This window comes from Pseudonocardia phyllosphaerae, assembly GCF_046546475.1.
In the GTDB taxonomy this organism is placed as follows: Bacteria; Actinomycetota; Actinomycetes; order Mycobacteriales; family Pseudonocardiaceae; genus Pseudonocardia; species Pseudonocardia phyllosphaerae.
This window is the reverse complement of sequence record NZ_JBKGXS010000004.1, coordinates 344,256-362,147: the sequence shown is the minus strand read 5'-3', so window position 1 is coordinate 362,147 and position 17,892 is coordinate 344,256. Positions and strand designations below refer to the sequence as shown.

General features: G+C 74.2%; 12 protein-coding genes and 1 pseudogene. 7 read left to right on the top strand and 6 right to left on the bottom strand.

Translation table 11 applies throughout. The features are described from left to right. Positions 1-136 precede the first annotated feature (136 nt). On the top strand, positions 137-1,708 hold the full coding sequence (locus ACLE50_RS12100) for an HNH endonuclease (protein ID WP_410943565.1): 1,572 nt from the start codon (positions 137-139) through the stop codon (positions 1,706-1,708). A 265-nt stretch (positions 1,709-1,973) separates the two neighbouring features. Next, positions 1,974-3,155 carry an epoxide hydrolase family protein gene (locus ACLE50_RS12095; RefSeq protein WP_410943564.1) on the top strand — a complete coding sequence of 394 codons (1,182 nt, stop codon included), beginning with the start codon at positions 1,974-1,976 and terminating at the stop codon, positions 3,153-3,155. 263 nt (positions 3,156-3,418) lie between these two features. Here the strand turns inward: ACLE50_RS12095 and ACLE50_RS12090 are convergent, their stop codons facing one another. Continuing rightward, on the bottom strand, positions 3,419-4,309 hold the full coding sequence (locus ACLE50_RS12090; protein WP_410943563.1) for a TVP38/TMEM64 family protein: 891 nt from the start codon (positions 4,307-4,309) through the stop codon (positions 3,419-3,421). Between the two features lie 468 nt (positions 4,310-4,777). Here ACLE50_RS12090 and ACLE50_RS12085 point away from each other — a divergent pair, with 468 nt between their 5' ends. Further along, positions 4,778-5,176, top strand: coding sequence for a hypothetical protein (locus tag ACLE50_RS12085; RefSeq protein WP_410943562.1), 399 nt, complete (start codon positions 4,778-4,780; stop codon positions 5,174-5,176). Positions 5,177-5,193: 17 nt separating this feature from the next. Here the strand turns inward: ACLE50_RS12085 and ACLE50_RS12080 are convergent, their stop codons facing one another. After that, positions 5,194-6,534 carry a P1 family peptidase gene (locus ACLE50_RS12080; protein WP_410943561.1) on the bottom strand — a complete coding sequence of 447 codons (1,341 nt, stop codon included), beginning with the start codon at positions 6,532-6,534 and terminating at the stop codon, positions 5,194-5,196. 177 nt (positions 6,535-6,711) lie between these two features. Continuing rightward, positions 6,712-7,731, bottom strand: a complete 1,020-nt coding sequence (locus ACLE50_RS12075) for a DUF4185 domain-containing protein (RefSeq protein WP_410943560.1) — start codon at positions 7,729-7,731, stop codon at positions 6,712-6,714. 206 nt (positions 7,732-7,937) lie between these two features. Here ACLE50_RS12075 and ACLE50_RS12070 point away from each other — a divergent pair, with 206 nt between their 5' ends. Continuing rightward, complete coding sequence (locus tag ACLE50_RS12070) at positions 7,938-8,477, top strand: DUF4334 domain-containing protein (protein ID WP_410943559.1); 540 nt, start codon at positions 7,938-7,940, stop codon at positions 8,475-8,477. A gap of 155 nt (positions 8,478-8,632) precedes the next feature. Here ACLE50_RS12070 and ACLE50_RS12065 read toward each other — a convergent pair whose 3' ends face one another. Together ACLE50_RS12065 and ACLE50_RS12060 are read right to left on the bottom strand one after the other, a co-directional pair. Next, positions 8,633-9,715 (bottom strand): Vgb family protein, encoded by a 1,083-nt coding sequence (locus ACLE50_RS12065; protein WP_410943558.1) that lies wholly within the window; start codon positions 9,713-9,715, stop codon positions 8,633-8,635. Next, positions 9,712-11,073: an alpha/beta hydrolase gene (locus ACLE50_RS12060; RefSeq protein ID WP_410943557.1), complete on the bottom strand. Its 1,362-nt coding sequence runs from the start codon at positions 11,071-11,073 to the stop codon at positions 9,712-9,714. Before ACLE50_RS12060 ends, ACLE50_RS12065 begins: the two co-directional genes overlap by 4 nt. Positions 11,074-11,221: 148 nt before the next feature. Here ACLE50_RS12060 and ACLE50_RS12055 point away from each other — a divergent pair, with 148 nt between their 5' ends. Beyond that, positions 11,222-13,774, top strand: coding sequence for a Tex family protein (locus ACLE50_RS12055; RefSeq protein ID WP_410943556.1), 2,553 nt, complete (start codon positions 11,222-11,224; stop codon positions 13,772-13,774). 378 nt (positions 13,775-14,152) lie between these two features. After that, entirely contained in the window at positions 14,153-16,174 is a 2,022-nt protein-coding gene (locus ACLE50_RS12050) for a DEAD/DEAH box helicase (RefSeq protein ID WP_410943555.1), read from the top strand. Positions 16,175-16,306: 132 nt separating this feature from the next. Here the strand turns inward: ACLE50_RS12050 and ACLE50_RS12045 are convergent, their stop codons facing one another. Then, positions 16,307-16,921 carry a Uma2 family endonuclease gene (locus tag ACLE50_RS12045; RefSeq protein WP_410943554.1) on the bottom strand — a complete coding sequence of 205 codons (615 nt, stop codon included), beginning with the start codon at positions 16,919-16,921 and terminating at the stop codon, positions 16,307-16,309. Between the two features lie 131 nt (positions 16,922-17,052). On the opposite strand from ACLE50_RS12045, the pseudogene ACLE50_RS22340 reads away from it, so the two are divergent. Next, positions 17,053-17,784 (top strand): annotated as a pseudogene (locus tag ACLE50_RS22340) (maleate cis-trans isomerase family protein); the annotation flags it as partial. Positions 17,785-17,892: the final 108 nt, after the last annotated feature.

The following is a 17,892-nucleotide window of genomic DNA, read 5'->3' as shown; positions in this document are numbered from 1 at the left end:
ACCGCACGCACACCCCGGGCCGCGCCGTCGCGGGCCCCCCGGGGGCCCCCCCCCCGCTGCTCTGTTCGGGTGGTCGTCGGGTCGGGTGGGCTCATGAGGCCCGAAAGTGTCGGGGGTCACCTGCATCATCGACCGCATGTTCGATGATGCGTCTGTTGCTTCCTCGTCCGACAGTGTTGCTGCCGGGCCGGTGCGCTGGTCGGAGCGCACCCCCTCGGCCGCGCTGGTCGGGGTGCTGGAGAGACCACCGAGCCCGGGCACGGGCTCCTTCGAGCGGCTGGAGCGCATCGGCGCCTTCGAGCGCTCGATCGCCTGGCTGCAGGCTCGGCAGGCCGGGGAGATGGCGTCGTTCGTCGCCGACGCCGAGCAGGAGATGGCGACGTTCCTCGCCGAGCACGACCCGGGCCGTGACGGTCCCGTCGGCCCGTTCGACACCGTCGGGGCAGCCGGGCAGTCGGCGGCGTCGGAGATCCAGCTGATGCTGCACTCGACCGCCGCGGCGATGTTCGACCGCCTCGACCGGGCCCGGAAGCTGCAGGACCCGGCCTTCGCCCCGACGGCCCAGCTGGCCCGCGCGGGGCTGCTGACCGAGCCGAAGCTCCGCAAGATCCTCGACGGGGCGATCGAGCTCGAACCGGAGCAGCTCGCGCAGCTGCAGGAACAGGTGCTGCCCACCGCTCCGGGCCAGACCACCGGGCAGCTCGGCGCCTCGGTGCAGAAGGTCCTCACCGGCCTGTCCGACGCCGACGTCCCCGCGCGGCGCCGCGAGAAGAAGGCCCGCGGGCGCTCGGCCACCATCCAGCCCGAGCCGGACGGCATGGCGACGCTGCGGCTGTTCCTCCCGGCCGCTGCGGCGACCGGGGTGTACGCGGTGCTCGACGAGCACGCCCGCCGCTGCGGCACCGCCGACGCGCGGACCATGGACGAGCGCCGTGCCGACGTACTGGTCGACCTGATCCTGCGGCGGACCGGGCTGATGAGCGCCGGGTCGGGCGGTGGATCCTCGGAGAGCGGGACCGACGCGGGCGCCAACACCAACACCTCGTCCGGGTCACGTGCGGTGCCGGGTGTCGTGCCCGCGCCGGCCGAGGGCAGCCCGACCGTCCGCGACGCGGTGACCATCCGGATCAACGTGACCGTCCCGCTGGACAGTCTCCTCGGCTCCTCCGACGAGCCCGCGGAGCTGGCGGGGCACGGCCCGATCCCGGCGTCCGACGCCCGTGCGCTCGCGTTCGACCCCACGTCCACCTGGTACCGGCTGCTGACCGACCCGGTGACCGGTCGCGTCGTCGAACGCGGACGCACCGGCTACCGGCCACCCGCCGCGGTCGCCGACCTCGTCCGGGCCCGGCATCCCCGCTGCGAGTTCCCGGCCTGCCGGGTGCCCGCGCACCGCTGCGACCTCGACCACGTCGTCCCGCACGGTCCCGTGCACCACGGGGAGACCTGCGAGGAGAACCTGTGCCCGTTCTGCCGCTCGCACCACCGGCTCAAGCACAGTCCGGGGTGGAGCGTCGAGCTGCGCGACGACGACTCGGTGGTCTGGACGACGCCGTCCGGGCACACCTACACCGCCGAACCCGGCCCGGTCGGTCCGGTGCGGGCGACGAACGCCGTCGGGCGGCGGGGTCCGGGCATCGTGGCGTTGCTGCGGGACCCGGGGCTGGCGGAGCGGCTGGGGGAGGTGACCGCGGAGCCGCCGTTCTGAAGGTGCCGACAGGCGATCGGGCGCAGCGAACAGGGCAGGAGGTGTCCGGGTCGGATGGAACGGTCTCGGCATGACTGGTTCCCGCAGGGCCGGCCCCCGCCTGACCGACGCCCGCCTGACCGGCCCCCGCCCGGCCGCGGCCCACCCGACCGGCTCCCGCCCGATCGACGCCCGCCTGACCGACGCTCGGCCGACCGGTGCTCCTACGCCGGACTCTCCTCCCGCCGATGCTCACGCGACCGGTACGGCGGCGCTCCCGTTCCCCGTGCCGCAGGCTGACATCGATGGGCTGCACGCCCGCCTCGACGACGCCGTCTGGCCGGAGGTCCCGGACGCCGCGACCTGGTCGCTCGGTGTGCCGCCGGGGTACCTGCGCGAGCTCGCCGAGCACTGGTGGCACCGGTTCGACTGGCGTGCGGCCGAGCGGCGGATCGCCGCGGACTCGGTGGTCGTCGACACCGACGACCACGCCGGGGTGCACGTGCTGACCCGGCGGTCGTCGCGTCCGGACGCGGTGCCGGTCCTGCTGCTGCACGGCTGGCCGTCGACGTCGGCGGACTTCCTCGACATGCTGGGCCCGCTCACCGAGCCGACGCCGAGTGAGATGGCGAGCCATGTCCCGCCGGTCGACCTCCCGGCGTTCCATGTCGTCGCCCCGTCGCTACCGGGTTTCGGGTTCTCCGGACCGACCCGGGAACTCGGGTGGGACGTCGTGCGGCACGCCCGTTGCGCGGCCGAGGTCATGGCAGCGCTCGGGTACGAGCGCTACCTGGTCCAGGGCGGCGACTTCGGCTCCCTGATCGGGCCCGAGATCGGGCGGCTGCATCCGGAGCGTGTCCTCGGCGTGCACGTCAACGCGCTCGCCGGGAGCTACCCGGACCCGGCCGACCCGGACCCGCTCGCCGGGCTCGACGACGCGGACCGCGCCCGCGTCGCCGACCTGGGCACGATCTGGGCGCAGCGCCACGGCTACGCCGCCATCCAGTCCACCCGGCCCTCGACCCTCGGTTACGCGATGACCGACTCCCCGCTGGGGCTGCTGGCCTGGCACCTGGAGTGGTTCGTCGACTACGACCCGGCCGGCACCGCGCAGACGCCGGTCGATCCGGACGCCTACCTGACCGACGTGACGTCGTTCTGGCTGACCCGCACCGCCGGGTCGGCGATGCGGCTGTACGCGGAGGCGGCCGCCGCGTTCGGGGAGGCCCGGTCGCCGTCCGGGGTGCCCACCGCGGTGCTGAACCTGCCGGGCGATCACGCCGTGCGGCCCTTCGCGGAACGGTCGCATCGGATCGTGCGGTGGACCGAGCACGACCGGGGCGGGCACTTCGCGTCGCTGCAGGCACCGGACCTGCTGATCGACGACCTGCAGGCGTTCACGGCAGGGGTGCTCGCGGGGGAGTACGGGGCGGGACCGAGCGGCTTCGAGCCTGCGGAACGGAGCTGAGAGGAGCGGGCCGGTCGGGGCACGGGATGAGCAGGGCCGGGTGGACCTGGGCACTGAGTGGCACGAGCGGAGCGGGGTGGGACGAGCGGCACGGGGTGGGACGAGCGGCACGGGGTGGGACAAGCGGAGCGGGGTGGGACGAGTGGCGCGGAGTGGGCCGAGCGGAGTGGGCCGAGCGGAGCCGGATGGCCCGAGGGACGCTGGGTAGGCCGGGGACGCCCCGAATGGGCCGGCCGGAGCCCGGCGGGACTGGGCGGGTGCTATCAGGGCGCAGGCGAGGACGGTCCCGAGGCCGGGGCGGTGTCGGCCGGGCGCAGGTCGTGCACAGCGCCGGTCGAGCGCGGCCCATATGCCGTGCCGGTCGGGCGCGGGTCGTGTGCCGTGTCGGTCGGGCGCAGGTCGTGCACGTCGGCGGGCGAGCTCAGCGGATCGGCGGCGATCCCCGCATCGACCCCACCACGGCGCCGCTTGGTCACGACGACCGCAACGGCGATCGCCCCCATCCCCGCGACGGCGAGCAGGAACGGCGCCGACGACGGGTCCCCGCCGTACGCGCCGATCGTGGCGAACGCGAGCGCACTCGGCAGTGTCCCCAGTACCGAGCCGAGGAGGTAGTCGCGGGTCCGGACCGAGGTGAGACCACAGGCGTAACTCAGGACGGGGTAGGGGAGCAGCGGCAGCAGCCGGCCCGCCGCGATCGTCCAGATGCCGCCGCGGCGGATCCGCTCGTCCAGCCGGCGGATGCGTGCGCTCCCCAGACCCGCGATGACCTCGCGGCCCAGCGAGCGCGACATCGCGAACCCGATCAGCGAACCGAGCGCGACGGAGATCATCGTCGTCAGCAGGCCGAGGGGGAGCCCGAACAGCACACCGGCGGCGATACCCATGACCGTCGCCGGGGCGGGGACCAGGGTGACCGCGACGAACAGCAGCACGAATAGCACCGGGGCCGCCCAACCGGCGCCCGCCGTCGCCTCACGGATACCGTCGACCGAGGGCCAGCCGGTGACGAGCAACATCGCCGAACCGGCCGTCACCAGCAGCACGAGCAGCGCGGGGCGCCACCAGCGGGCGAGGGTGACCAGCAGCCCGGTCCGGGGCGCGGTAGCGCGGTCGCCGGACGCCGTGCGTCGTACCGTGCCGTGCTGGGTCACGCCGCCCCTTTCGGTGCGGGCCCGTCGCCGGGCCCACGAGTGCTCGCCTCGATCCACTGTTCTCCAGGACCTACGTCGTACGACTGTCCCGGGGTTCGACGTCCCACCCGTACGGCGCGGTGGGCGGCAGCCCCGCTGCGCCGGACGGTGCTGCCCCGGACGGTGCTGCCCCGGACGGTGCTGGACCGGACGGTGCTGCCCCGGACAGTGTGGTTGTGGCGCAGGCCGTTCTGTCGGGCCGGGCCCGCCCGGCAGCCCCGAAACCTCCGGCGTGGACCCGGCGACCCGGCCGACCCGGCGACCCGGCGCCCGCCTCACAGCCCCGGCCCGTGCCGGGCACAGGGGAACGTCGGGTGCGCCGCACCCCGGCGCGCCGGGGTGCGGCCGGACGGTGCGGCCGGATGGTGCGGCCGGATGGTGCGGCAGCGTGGCCGCGATGGGTCGCAGATGTGTCAGAGTGGCTTCGCCATGACCGCCATCCCCATCCCGCACCGGCCGAGCCGACGGCGTCGCGCGCTGTCCTGGCTGGCCGTCGCCTTCATGGCGTTCTGGATCATCGGCACGGTCGTCACGATCACCGCGCAGGGCGAGCGGGGCGCGGACGATCGCGCCTCCCTGGTCGCCCGCGCCGGCGCGGCCCTGCACGACGGCGACGGCTCCCGGCTGCACGAGCTGCTCGAGGACTCCCCCGACCGTGGCTTCTCCGACGACTACGCCTCCCGGCTGCGGGCCGCCGGGACTCCGGTCGTGCACGAGACCCCGGCGGACACCCTGGAGATCCGCTCCGGACCGGTCCTGACGTCGTTGTCGATCATGCAGAAGGAAGGCCGCTGGTACCTGAGCCTGCTGCCGCCCGGCGAGGAGTGACGCCGCAGCCGGGGCGGCTACACCCGGTGGTACTGGACCGACTGGATGAACGGTTCCAGCGGGATGGCGTACTTGACCCGGCCGTTGAGCCCCGCGAGGGTCTGCGCCTTCGTCCCCGAGTTGATCAGGGCCTCCTGGGTCGCGTCGATGGTGGCCCGGAAGAACGGGTCCATGTCGCGTCCGGACAGGGCCGTGGGCCGGTTGGCCGAGGGCTCCTCGGACTCGGCAGGGATCGAGTTGCCGGTGGAGAAGGCGAAGTAGATGTCGCCGTCGCCGTCGGAGGCGATCCCGCCGACCGCGGCGAGGCCGTTCGCGGCCCGCACCGCCAGCCGCCGGCACTGGTCGGCGAGAAGCGGCGCGTCGGTGGCGACGATGATGATGCAGGACTTCGTCTTCCCGTTCGGGACGTCGTACTTCCCGGGCTCGGGCAGGTCCTTGCCGACCGGTGCGCCGTTGACGCGCAGGTCGTCCTTCTTGCCGAAGTTCGACTGCACGAACACGCCGACGGTGTAGGTGTCGGCACCGTGCCGGACCTGCCGCGACGACGTCCCGCTGCCGCCCTTCCATCCCATGAAGCTCATCCCGGTGCCGCCGCCGACGTTGCCCTCGTCGGGCACCCCGCTGCGGGCCGAGGCCACGGCTTCCCGGACGTCGTTCTCGGTGAGCCAGAACCGGTTGATGTCGTTGAACTTGCCGTCCCAGGTCTCGGTGGCGACCGGCAGCGCCCAGGTCAGCGTGGGGTCCGCCTCGGCCTGCAGCTTCACCAGGGTGTCGCGCACGAGGCCGACCTGGGCGGTGTTGGTGATACCGATGTTGCTGGTGAGCAGCCCGTTCTCAGTCACCCAGTGCGTGCCGGTCATCTCGCCGTTGCCGTTGTGCGAGAAGAACGCGGCGTAGCAGTTGTTGTCCTTGATGTCGTCCCGCGGGACGATCACGGTGACACCGGTGCGTGCGATGCCGGGCTCGTCGTGGATCAGGGTCTTGTAGCCGACCTTGATCCCGGGGACGTCGGTGATGGCGTTGAACTTCCCGGTGGGGATGTCGCCGATCGCGATCCCGAGCTCGCGCAGGCGGAACCGCTCACCCGCCCGGATCCGGGCCAGCAGCTCCGGCGGGATGCCGTCCGCGGTCGGCGTGGGCGCCGCGCCGGCCGACGACGCGGCGGCCGGATCCGGGGCGGGCAGTGCGGGCGCCGCCACGGCCGGAGCGGGGGCGATCAGCGAACCCAGGCCGAGTCCGGCTCCGGCCGTGGCGGCGCCCCGCAGGACGCCGCGCCTGCTCATCCGGTCGGGAGCGACCTCGCCCGGCGAGCTCTCCGGCTCAGGTACCTCCGACGACGGGTGGATGCCGCGGCTCATGGTGGTCTCCTCGCACTTCCGGGGGCCATCCGACCCCTCTGCGGCGAGGAACCTATGAGCGCGGCATCGGCCGTACAAGATCGTCCGTGTTAACTACCGGGCGCTCGGCGTGGTCATCGGCACAGGTACGGCCACCGGCACAGGCACAGGCACAGGCACGGCCACCGGCACAGGCGCTCAGCCGAGCAGCGGCGTCGCGTCCGCGCGGAACTGCATCGACCGGTAGGGCCAGTTGGTCGCGGTGTTCCACTGGCTGACGACCAGGTGCAGGTCGTCCAGGGTCGACCCGGGCACGACGTAGCCGCCGTAGAGCTGCGCGACCCGGCCGCCGTCGTGGTCCTCGTCGTGCCACGCGCAGCCCTGCAGCAGCGTCATCCGCGGGGCGTGGTGCAGGTCGGCGTTCGGCGCGTCGAGCAGCATGGTGTCGATGCGGTAGTTGCCGGCATCGAAGAACGTCAGCAGCCGGTACTCGCGCCCGCCGGGACCGGGGACCTTCCGCAGGTTCAGCTCGCCGAACGCGCCGGGGATCGTCAGCGTCGGCGGGTTGCCCCAGCCCCAGCGCTCCCCGGCGAAGCCCCACGGCGCCCACGCGTCCGGGTCGGTGATCCGCTCGGCCGGCACCCGGTGCAGCAGCAGACCGTCGCGGCGCTGGAAGCCGGTGGTGTAGGCGTAGACGTACCCGTCGTCCTCGGCGCACCAGGTGAGCTGCTGGAACAGCCCGTCGTAGTGGGTGCCGGGCCACCAGGCACCGGTGCGCTCCCAGGACACGCCGTTGTCGTGCGAGGCGAGGATCTCGGTGTAGCGCACGTTCCCGAGACCCTTGTTGGCCATGACGTAGAGGTACATCGTGTCGCCGAGGGTGATGACGTCGGCGGGCAGGATCGTCGTGACGCGGTGGTGCGGCTTGAAGATCTTCGTGCGCGGCTTGCTGACGAGCCGGCACGCGTAGTCCTCGGTGTCGCCGCCGGAGCCGGTCCAGCGCAGCCCGGACCCGACGTCGGCGGGGTCGGCGAACAGCACCACCGGCGACCGCCAGCCGGGCCCGCCGACGCCGGCCCGGTCGAAGGTGTCCCCGAAGACCGCGACCAGCCGCCCGTCCGGCGCGGTCGTGACGATGCCCAGGTCGGTGCCGCCGATCCCGAACGCGTCGGTGAACCCGGGGCCGGTCAGGTCGCCGATCTTGGAGATGCCGCCCATGCCCCGACCCTAGGGGACCGCGGAACGACGCGGTCGGCGGCGGCCGCGGCGATGGCCGGTGGTGCAGGCCGGTACTCGACGCCGGTACTCGACGCCGGTTGTGGACGCGGCGCGGCTCCGGGCGTGCGGCTCCCGGTGTGCGGTCCGGCGCCGCCCGCGCGGGCTACGGTTCTCCCGGAAGCCCCCTCGTCCGTACCGGAGGAATCGTGACGGCACCCGCTGCAACCCTGGACTACCTCGAGCACGGGGCGACGCTCGGCGAGGCGCTCGCGCTGTTCGACGCGCTGCCCACCGTCGGCGTCGAGGAGATGCTGGGGGAGTGGGCGGGCGGCGAGATCCCCACCGGCAACCCGCTCGACGGACTGCTGGGCCGGATCGGCTGGCACGGCAAGCGGTTCGAGAGTCCCGACGCGGTCCACCCGCTGGTCATGGACCATCCGCGTGGCGGCCGTTACTCGCTGAACCCGGCGTTCGTGCCGCTGCCCGCGCTGCTGCGGTACCCGGCCGCGCTGCGCAGCGCGGCGCTGCTGTCGCTGACCCGGTCGGTCGCTCCCCGCCTGGCGACGACGGCGCCGAAGGCCCGGCTGCGGATGACCGGGTACCGGGGCGTGGTCAGCGCGACCATGGTCTACGACGACCTGCCGATCAACGATGTGTTCCGCCGGGTCGACGAGCGCACCGTGCTCGGTGCGATGGACCTGCGCGACCTCGCGGCGCCGTTCGTGTTCGTGCTGCGGCGCGAGTGACTGTGTTGCGTGCGAGTGGGCGCGAGTGACTGCGTTGCGAGTGAGCCCAGCGTTGCGGGTGAGCGCAGCGTTGCGGGTGAGCGCAGCGTTGCGGGTGAGCGCAGCGTTGCGGGTGAGCCCAGCGTCGCGAGTGAGCCCAGCGCCCGACCCCTGCCTCAGGCCGGCGGCTCGACCACCTGCACCACGCCCCCGCTGGTCCCGGTGACGAAGACCCGCCCGGTCCGCGGGTCGGCGGCGACGGTGTTCGGCTGCTGCACGGTCGGGATGCGGGTGACCTCCCGCGGCGTCGGGTCGGTCATGTCGTAGCCGACCAGCACGTTCCCGCCGCTCGCGGCGACCCAGAGCCGGTCGCGCTCGGCGTCGTAGGCGATGCCGTAGGGCTGCCCCGGCAGGTCGACCCGGGCGAGCTCGCGGGGGTCGCCGGACGGGTCGAACACGATGATCCGGTTGCCGCGGGTGTCCGTGGCGATCATGCGGCCGTGCCTGTCGGCGACCAGGTGCGTGGGGCCGTCGCCGGCGGGGAGCTCGCGGATCGGGTCGCCGGTAGCCGCGTCGTAGACGGTCAGGGAGTTCTCCCGGACGTCGATCAGCCCGACCCGGTCGCCGACCGGCGCGAGGCCCGCGGGCTGGGTGACGTCGGTGAGCTGCCGGACGACCTGGTCGCCGCGTACGACCGACACGCTGCCGCCGCCCTCGTTGGCGACGAACACGGTTCCGGCGGCCGTGGCCGTCGCGTCGTGCGCCATCGCGCCGGTCCCGACCTGCGACGACACCGTTCCCGACGGCAGGTCGACGCGCAGCAGGCCGCCTGCGCCCTCGTCGGGCACGAGCACCGGGCCGCCTGGCGCGGCCAGCTGCAGGTGGCGCAGCGGGCCGGGTACCGGCACGTCGGTGACCCGGGCGGTGGAGTCGGCGTCGAGCAGCACGAGCCGCGCCGGGTCCCGTACGCCGACCACGACCCGCCGGCTCGGCCCGTCCGCGACGATTCCCTCCGGGGAGGCCCCGACGCCGACGACGCGGCCCGGCGGGGTGCCGGTCACCGGCGGCGCGACACCCGGCTCCGCGGGCGGGGGCAGCGGCTCGGCGAACCGGGCGGGTACCCCGGCACGTCCGGGTGCGGCCGGTGCGGTGGCGGCCGCCGCGGGCCCGGGGTCGGGTTCCGCGGCGCACCCGGCGAGCAGGGCCACCGCGGCCACCCCCGACGCGACGACGGTGGCGGGCAGCAGGCGAGGTGTCACGTTCCGTGGTTCGTGGTGGGCCCCGGACGCGGTTCGGCCACCGGCCCGGCGAGCCGTTCCACCAGCCAGGGCAGCGCCGAGCCGAACGCGTTCGCCGCGAACTGCCAGTTGTGCCCGCCCGTCCGCTGCTCGACGGCCACCGGGATGCCGGCCCGGCGCGCGTGCGTGGCCAGGGTGAACGCCGCCGCCCGCTGTGCCGCGGGGACCGTCGCGCCGGAGGCGGTGTGCCCGTTGCTCTCGTCGAACCGGCCCGCCGTGCCGGTGTAGGTGCCGTGCCGGGCCATCACCGCGGCCGGGTCGAACGCCGCGTACGCCGCGGCGTCACCGCCGAAGAGCCTGCTCACCGTCTGCGAGACGGTGCCGGTGTTGGGTGCGAGGTCGCCCTCGATGTCGTCGAAGGCCGAGAACAGCTCCGGGTGCATGACGGTGAGGTCGATCGCGCAGGTCCCGCCGGTGGAGAACCCGGCGACACCCCAGTGCGCCGCCGCCGTCGACAGTCCGAAGTGGTCGGCGACGAAGGGACGCACGTCCTTCGTGAGGTGGTCCGCGGCGGCACCCTTGGTGCCGTTGACGCACTCGGTGTCGGTGGAGAACGAGCCCGATGCGTCGGCGAACACCAGCACCGGGGCGAGGCCGTGGTGCGCGGCGGCGAACCGGTCGGCGGTGTCGACGGCGTCGCCGGTGCGCGGCCAGTCCGACGGCTGGGAGAACTCGCCACCGATCATCAGCACCACCGGCAGCGCGGTGCGGTCACGGCCGGTGAACCAGGCCGGTGGCAGGTAGACGAGCTCCTGGCGGTGGTCGAACCCGCTGGCCGTCGACGGGATCGTCACCGGCACCAGCCGGCCGTGTGCCGGGACCGGCCCGGACGCGGTGGAGGAGACATCCGGGCCGGACTCGTCGGGCAGCGGGGCCGCGGCGGCGTCGGCGACCGCGTCCGCGACCGTCGGCAGGTACCCGACCCACTGGTTGAGCACCAGCACCGTCGACATCAGGGCCAGCGGGACCGCGGCCAGTGCGGTGAGCCGGCGCCACCAGCGCGCCCGCCACCCGGCGACGACGGCGACCGCCGCGGTCGCCGTCACCGCCGTCCACACCCACAGCGCCGCCGGGGCGGGGTCGGTCAGCATCCCCTCCGCCCCGGCGACGGCGTGCACGGCGAACGCGGTCGCGATCCCGGCGAGCACGGCCAGCGGCAGCCACGCCGTCCACCAGTCGCGCCCGCGCCGGACGACCACCAGCAGCACGGCGAGCGCGGCGAGGCCCTGCACGGTCAGCGGCAGCCACCCGTCCAGCAACGACCACTGCGGGATCACGATCCCGGTTCCCGACGTCACCTCGGCCATGTCGGCTCCCACGGCGCCGACGTTAGCCCTGGTACCTGAGCGGATCCTGATGATTCGGTGACAGGACGGTGCGCACCCGGCGGGAAGCCGGTACGCACCATCCGCGCGCGAGCCCCCACCCGGCGGTCGCGGTCCGCGCACGGTTCGCCACGATGGTGGGGTGACAGGCACGGCACCGGTGGACGCCCGCACGGACGTCCCGCAGCAGCACCGCTCGATCAACCAGCGCATCGCCGACGAGCTCGGCGCCCGCTCCGACCAGGTCGGGGCCGCGGTGGCCCTGCTCGACGAGGGGTCCACCGTCCCCTTCGTCGCCCGCTACCGCAAGGAGGCGACCGGCGGGCTCGACGACGCCCAGCTGCGCACCCTGGAGGAGCGGCTGCGCTACCTGCGGGAGCTGGAGGAGCGGCGCACCGTCGTCCTCGACTCCGTGCGTGGGCAGGGCAAGCTCACCGAGGAGCTGGAGGCGACGATCCGGGCCGCCGAGTCGAAGGCCCGGCTCGAGGACATCTACCTGCCCTACAAGCCCAAGCGCCGCACCAAGGCGATGATCGCCCGCGAGCAGGGCCTCGAGCCGCTCGCCGACGCCCTGCTGGGCGACCCGTCGCTGGACCCGCACGAGACCGCCGCGCAGTACGTGACCGACGAGGTCACCGACGCCGGGGCCGCGCTGGAGGGGGCCCGGGCCATCCTCGTCGAGCGGATCGGGGAGAACGCCGACCTGGTCGGCGGGCTGCGCGAGCGCATGTGGTCGCACGGCCGGCTGGTGACGAAGGTCCGGGAGGGCAAGGAGCACGACCAGGCCGCGGCCAAGTTCTCCGACTACTTCGACTTCGCCGAGAAGTTCACGACGCTGCCCTCGCACCGCATCCTCGCCGTCTTCCGCGGCGAGACCGAGGAGGCGCTCGACGTCACCCTCGACCCGGGCTCCGGTGACTCCGAGATCGACCCGTACGAGAACGCGATCGCCGCCGAGTACGGCATCGCCGACCGTGGCCGCGCCGCCGACGCGTGGCTGCTCGGCGTCGTCCGATGGGCCTGGCGGACCCGGCTGCAGACCGCGCTGGGCATCGACATCCGGGTCCGGCTGCGCTCCGCGGCCGAGGACGGCGCGATCGGCGTGTTCGCCGCGAACCTGCGCGACCTGCTGCTCGCCGCCCCGGCCGGCACCCGCGCCACGATCGGGCTCGACCCGGGCCTGCGGACCGGGGTGAAGGTCGCCGTCGTCGACGCGACCGGCAAGGTCGTCGACACCGCGGTGATCTACCCGCACGAGCCGCGCAACGACAGGGCGGGATCGCTGAAGACGCTGGCGGAGCTGTGCCGCAAGCACTCCGTCGAGCTGGTCGCGATCGGCAACGGCACCGCGTCCCGGGAGACCGACGCGCTGGCCGGGGAGCTGATCAAGGACAACCCGGGCCTGAAGCTGACCAAGGTGATGGTGTCCGAGGCGGGTGCGTCGGTGTACTCGGCGTCGGCGTACGCGTCGGCGGAGCTGCCCGACATGGACGTCTCGCTGCGCGGCGCGGTGTCGATCGCGCGGCGGCTGCAGGACCCGCTCGCCGAGCTGGTCAAGATCGACCCGAAGTCGATCGGGGTCGGGCAGTACCAGCACGACCTGCCCGAGTCGTCGCTGTCGCGGTCGCTGGACTCGGTCGTCGAGGACTGTGTGAACGCCGTCGGCGTCGACGTGAACTCCGCGTCCGCGCCGCTGCTGCGCCGCGTCTCGGGGATCTCCGAGACCCTGGCCGGGGCGATCGTCGGCTACCGCGACGAGCACGGACCGTTCCGGTCCCGGTCGGCGCTGACCGACGTGCCGCGGCTCGGGCCGAAGGCTTTCGAGCAGTGCGCGGGCTTCCTGCGCATCCGCGGCGGCGACGAGCCGCTCGACGTCACCGGTGTGCACCCGGAGTCCTACCCGGTCGTCCGGAAGATGGTCGAGCGCACCCAGGTCGACGTGTCCGCGCTGCTGGGCAACGGGTCACGGCTGCACCAGATCAAGCCCAAGGACTACGTCGACGGCACCGTCGGTCTGCCGACCGTCACCGACATCCTCGCCGAGCTGGAGAAGCCGGGCCGTGACCCGCGCCCGGCGTTCCGCACCGCGACCTTCGCCGAGGGCGTCCACAAGGTCTCCGACCTGCGGCCGGGGATGCTGCTCGAGGGCGTGGTCACCAACGTGGCCGCGTTCGGGGCGTTCGTCGACGTCGGGGTGCACCAGGACGGTCTGGTGCACGTGTCCGCGATGAGCAGGGACTACGTGTCCGACCCGCGCGAGGTCGTGAAGTCCGGTGACGTCGTGAAGGTCAAGGTGCTCGACGTCGACGAGGCCCGCAAGCGCATCTCGCTCACCCTGCGTCTCGACGACGAGCCGGGCGCCGGGCAGCAGCGCGGGGGAGACCGCGGCAAGCAGGGCGAGCGCGGCGGTGGCAACCAGGGCGGTGGCAACCAGGGCAGTGGCAACCAGGGCAGTGGCAAGCAGGGCAGTGGCAAGCAGGGCGGCGGCAACCAGGGCGGCCGTGGTCGCGGAGGCCAGGGCGGTCGGGACCAGGGCGGCCGGAACGCCGGCGGCCGGCAGGGCGGCGGCAAGCCGGGTGGCGGCAGCCAGGCCGGCGGCAAGCAGGGCGGCAAGCCGTCCGGACGGTCCGACCGCGGCCCGGCGAACGACGCCATGGCCGAGGCGCTGCGCCGCGCCGGCTTCGGCAAGGGCTGAGGCATCGGCTGAGGCATCGGCTGCGGCTCGGACCGAGCCACCGGCTGCGGCCCGGCTGCGGTACGGGCCGCGGCGCGGGCCGGCCGGTACGCGCCGTACCGACCGGGTCCACCGGGTGATCAGCAGTGATCATCCGGTGGACCGGGTGACCAGCGACGTCGGTGTCCGCGATCACGCCGACCCGGCGCGACAGCGGCGCACCCGACATGACAGTATGGACAGCTGACGGCCGCCATCGACGATGTTCGGCCGGAGCCCCGGAGGTCTGGGTTCATCGGCACATCTCATTGCATGCCGCGCGCGGGCCTTGTCGGGTTTGGGAACGGGCGAGAGTCGCCCGACGACGAGGCGCATCCCCTGCGCGACCCTGAGGAACGAGTGAACACCCTGCTGGACCAGCACCTTCCGAACGACGACACCACGAACGACTCCGCCGCGCAGTCCGCGGAGAACACCACCGTGGATGTCGCCCCCGAGAACACCACGGCCGACAGCAACGCCGCGGCCGAAGCGCCCGAGCCCGCCGCCGAGTCGGCCGACGCTCCCGAGGCTCTTCCCGAGGCCGACTCCGCCGGCCACGCGACCACGTCCGACGCCGGCGAGTCCGACTCGACCGCTTCCGACGCGACCGGGACCGATGCGACCGCGACCGACGGCGGCGACACCACCGAGGCCGCCGAGCCTGCCGGGCCGTCGTTCGCCGACCTCGGCCTCGACCCCAAGATCCTCTCCGCGCTCGACGAGCTCGGCTACACCGCGCCGTCGCCGATCCAGGCCGCGGCGATCGGCCCGCTGATCTCCGGGCGCGACCTGCTCGGCCAGGCCGCGACCGGCACCGGCAAGACCGCCGCGTTCGCGCTGCCGATGCTGCAGCGCCTCGCCGACGGCCGCACGTCGTCGACCCGCGGGGCCAAGCCGTTCGGCCTGGTGCTCGCGCCGACCCGTGAGCTGGCCATGCAGGTCGGCGAGTCGGTCGCCACCTACGGCGCCCCGATGGGCGCGAAGGTCGAGACCGTCTTCGGTGGCGCTCCGATCGGCCCGCAGATGGGCAAGCTGCGCCGCGGCGTCGACGTCGTCGTCGCCACCCCGGGCCGGGCCATCGACCTGGTTGAGCGCGGCGCCCTGTCGCTGGACGCGATCGAGGTCGCCGTCCTGGACGAGGCCGACGAGATGCTCGACATGGGCTTCGTCGAGGACATCGAGACGCTGCTCGGCTCCACCCCGGCCGACCGGCAGACCGTGCTGTTCTCCGCGACCATGCCCGGCCGCATCCAGAGCCTGGCGCGCAAGCACCTGACCGACCCGGCCGACATCCGGATCAAGAAGGCGCCCACGCCGGACGGCGAGGCCCCCAAGGTCCGCCAGACCGCGTACCACGTGCCCCGCAGCCACGTCACCGTCGCACTGGGCCGCGTGCTGGAGATGGAGCAGCCGAAGGCCGCGATCGTCTTCTGCCGCACCCGCGCCGACGTCGACGCCGTCACCGAGACCCTCACCGCGCGCGGTCTGCGCGCCGAGGCGCTGCACGGCGGCATGGACCAGGAGCACCGCACCCGCGTCGTCGAGCGGCTGCGCTCCGGGCGCACCGAGCTGCTCGTCGCCACCGACGTCGCGGCCCGCGGCCTGGACATCGACTCGCTGACCCACGTGGTCAACCACGACGTGCCGTCGTCGCCGGAGTCCTACGTGCACCGCATCGGCCGGGTCGGCCGCGCGGGCCGCGAGGGCGTCGCGATCACCCTGGTCACCCCGGGGTCGGTGCGTCACCTGCGCAACATCGAGCGGCTCATCGGCCACTCGGTCGCCTCGGCCCCGGTGCCGACGCCGGACGACCTGCGTGCCGTCCGCCTCGCGCGGACCGCGCTGGCGCTGCGTGAGCAGATCGGGACCGACGCCGACACCACCCCGGACGACGGCGTCGCCGAGCTCGTCCGCGAGCTCGCCCGCGACCACGACCTGTCCTCGGTCGCCGCCGCGGCGATCCGGCTGGCCCGCGCCGACAACGCCGTCCCGGACGACGAGGTCGAGATCCCGCAGGTCCGCTCGCGTGGCGGCCGCGAGAAGGGCCCGAACGACCGTGGCCCGCGCCGCGACCGTGACGGCCGTCCCGGTGGCCCGCGTCAGGCGCCCCGGCCGCCGAAGGCCGGCACCACCCGGCTGTTCGTGTCCGCCGGCCGCTCCTCGGGCATCCGCCCGCAGGACATCGTCGGTGCGCTGGCGAACGAGTCCCGGCTCTCCGGCCGGGACATCGGCGCCATCCAGATCCACGAGCGCCACGCCCTGGTCGAGGTGCCCGAGCACGCGGCGGACGACGTCCTGAAGTCGCTGCGCGGCGCCACCACGCTCAAGGGCCGCAAGGCCAACGTGCGGCGCGACCGGGACAACGCCGGCGCCCGCTGAGGCACGGCACCGCACCAACACAGCACCAGCACGACGACCGGGCCGGGTCCTCCTTCCACGGAGGACCCGGCCCGTTCTCGTGTCCCGGCGGGCTCGGCCCGTTCTCGTCCCCGGAGTCTTCTCGTGCCCGGGTCAGTCGGCGGCGAGCACGCCCAGGTCCAGGTCCGCCTCGACCGGCTCGGCCAGGCACGTCGTCCCGCCCGGCGGAACCCGCTCGATCCGGTTCCAGGAACCGTCTTCCAGAGCGAACAGCGACGCGGTCGGGGCGTCGCCGTCCAGCTCGATCCGCAGGTAGCGCGACACCCCGGCCGCCGCCCACAGCTCCTGCGCCAGCCCGCGGGTCACCTGGGCCCGGCCCGGGCCGGTGACCTCGACGACGAGCCGGACCGACCGCGCCGGATGCGCCACCGTGTCCGGGTCGGGGTGGGCGAGCACGACGACGTCGGGCACCAGCACCCGTCCGGGGGCGAGCCGGACCCGCGGCGCCTCCAGGGCGTGCAGCCGGGCGTGCGGCCCGGCCGCGGCCGCGGCGGCCTCCAGCACGGCGGTCAGCCGCGCCGAGAGCCGCTCGTGCCGTGCCCCCGGATCCGGGTGCACGACGAGGCTGCCGTCGACCAGCTCGACCCGCCGGGTCGCGGGCGCGGACAGGAACTCCTGCTCCGTCCACGGCTGCGGATGATCGTCGAGTGCGCCGAGCACCGCGGCGAGAGCGGACGTGGCTGGCTGTTCCCCGGTGACCGTGTTCACCTCGCCAGGGTGACACCGAGCCGGACCAACCGGACACCCCGGGGGCGGCGCGTATCGGTCGTCGCAGGTGGGGCGGGGTTTCCTTACCGGCGCGCAACGGCGGCGCAATCCGCGGGCCGGATCGTGGGCGCATGGAGACGCGTGGGGCGGGGGAGCAGGCGGACCGGCCGGGGACGGGGGTCGGTGTCGTCGTGCCCTACGACTTCGCCCTCGACCGGGAGATGTGGCGGTGGGTGCCGGAGTCGTCGTCGTTGTACGTGACGCGCACCCCGCACGTGACGAGCCCGGCCGACGCCGACCAGGCGATGCTGATCTCCGCGCCGGAGATCGTGGACCGCGCGGTACGCGACGTGCTGCTGCCCGAGCCGGGTGTCGTCGCCTACTCCTGCACCTCGGGGAGCTTCGTCTGCGGCTCCGGTGGGGAGTGGGCGCTGCGCGACACGATGCTCGCCGCCGGTGCGCCGCAGGCGGTCACGACGGCCGGGTCGCTGGTGCGGGCCTGCGGACACCTCGGGGTGCGGCGCCTGGCACTGGCCACCCCCTACGTCGACGACCTCACCGCCCGGCTCGAGGCGTTCCTCGGCGAGCACGGCATCGGCACCGCGGGCCGGCACGGCCTCGGCCTGCTCGGCCGGATCTGGGAGACCACCCCCGCCGACGTCGTCGCCGCCGTGCGCGCCGCCGACCACCCCGACGCCGACGCGGTGTTCGTCTCCTGCACCAACCTGCCCACCTACGACCTGATCGGCGACCTGGAGAACGAGCTCGGCAAGCCGGTGCTGGCCGCCAACCAGGTCACCATGTGGGCCGCGCTCGGTGCGATGGGCGTCGCCGCCGTCGGGCCAGGACAGTCGTTGATCGAGAGCCGCACCCCGGGGCGCCGGCCCACGCTGCACGTCGTCCCGGAGACCCCGGCGGAGATCACCGGCGGCGACGACGGCGATCCGTCCGGCACGAGCCCGCCGGTGCTG

Coding starts and splice junctions, on each gene's coding strand:
- ACLE50_RS12100 (WP_410943565.1), top strand. CDS start 137: ATGTTCGATGATGCGTCTGTTGCTTCCTCGTCCGACAGTGTTGCTGCC.
- ACLE50_RS12085 (WP_410943562.1), top strand. CDS start 4,778: ATGACCGCCATCCCCATCCCGCACCGGCCGAGCCGACGGCGTCGCGCG.
- ACLE50_RS12080 (WP_410943561.1), bottom strand. CDS start 6,534: ATGAGCCGCGGCATCCACCCGTCGTCGGAGGTACCTGAGCCGGAGAGC.
- ACLE50_RS12075 (WP_410943560.1), bottom strand. CDS start 7,731: ATGGGCGGCATCTCCAAGATCGGCGACCTGACCGGCCCCGGGTTCACC.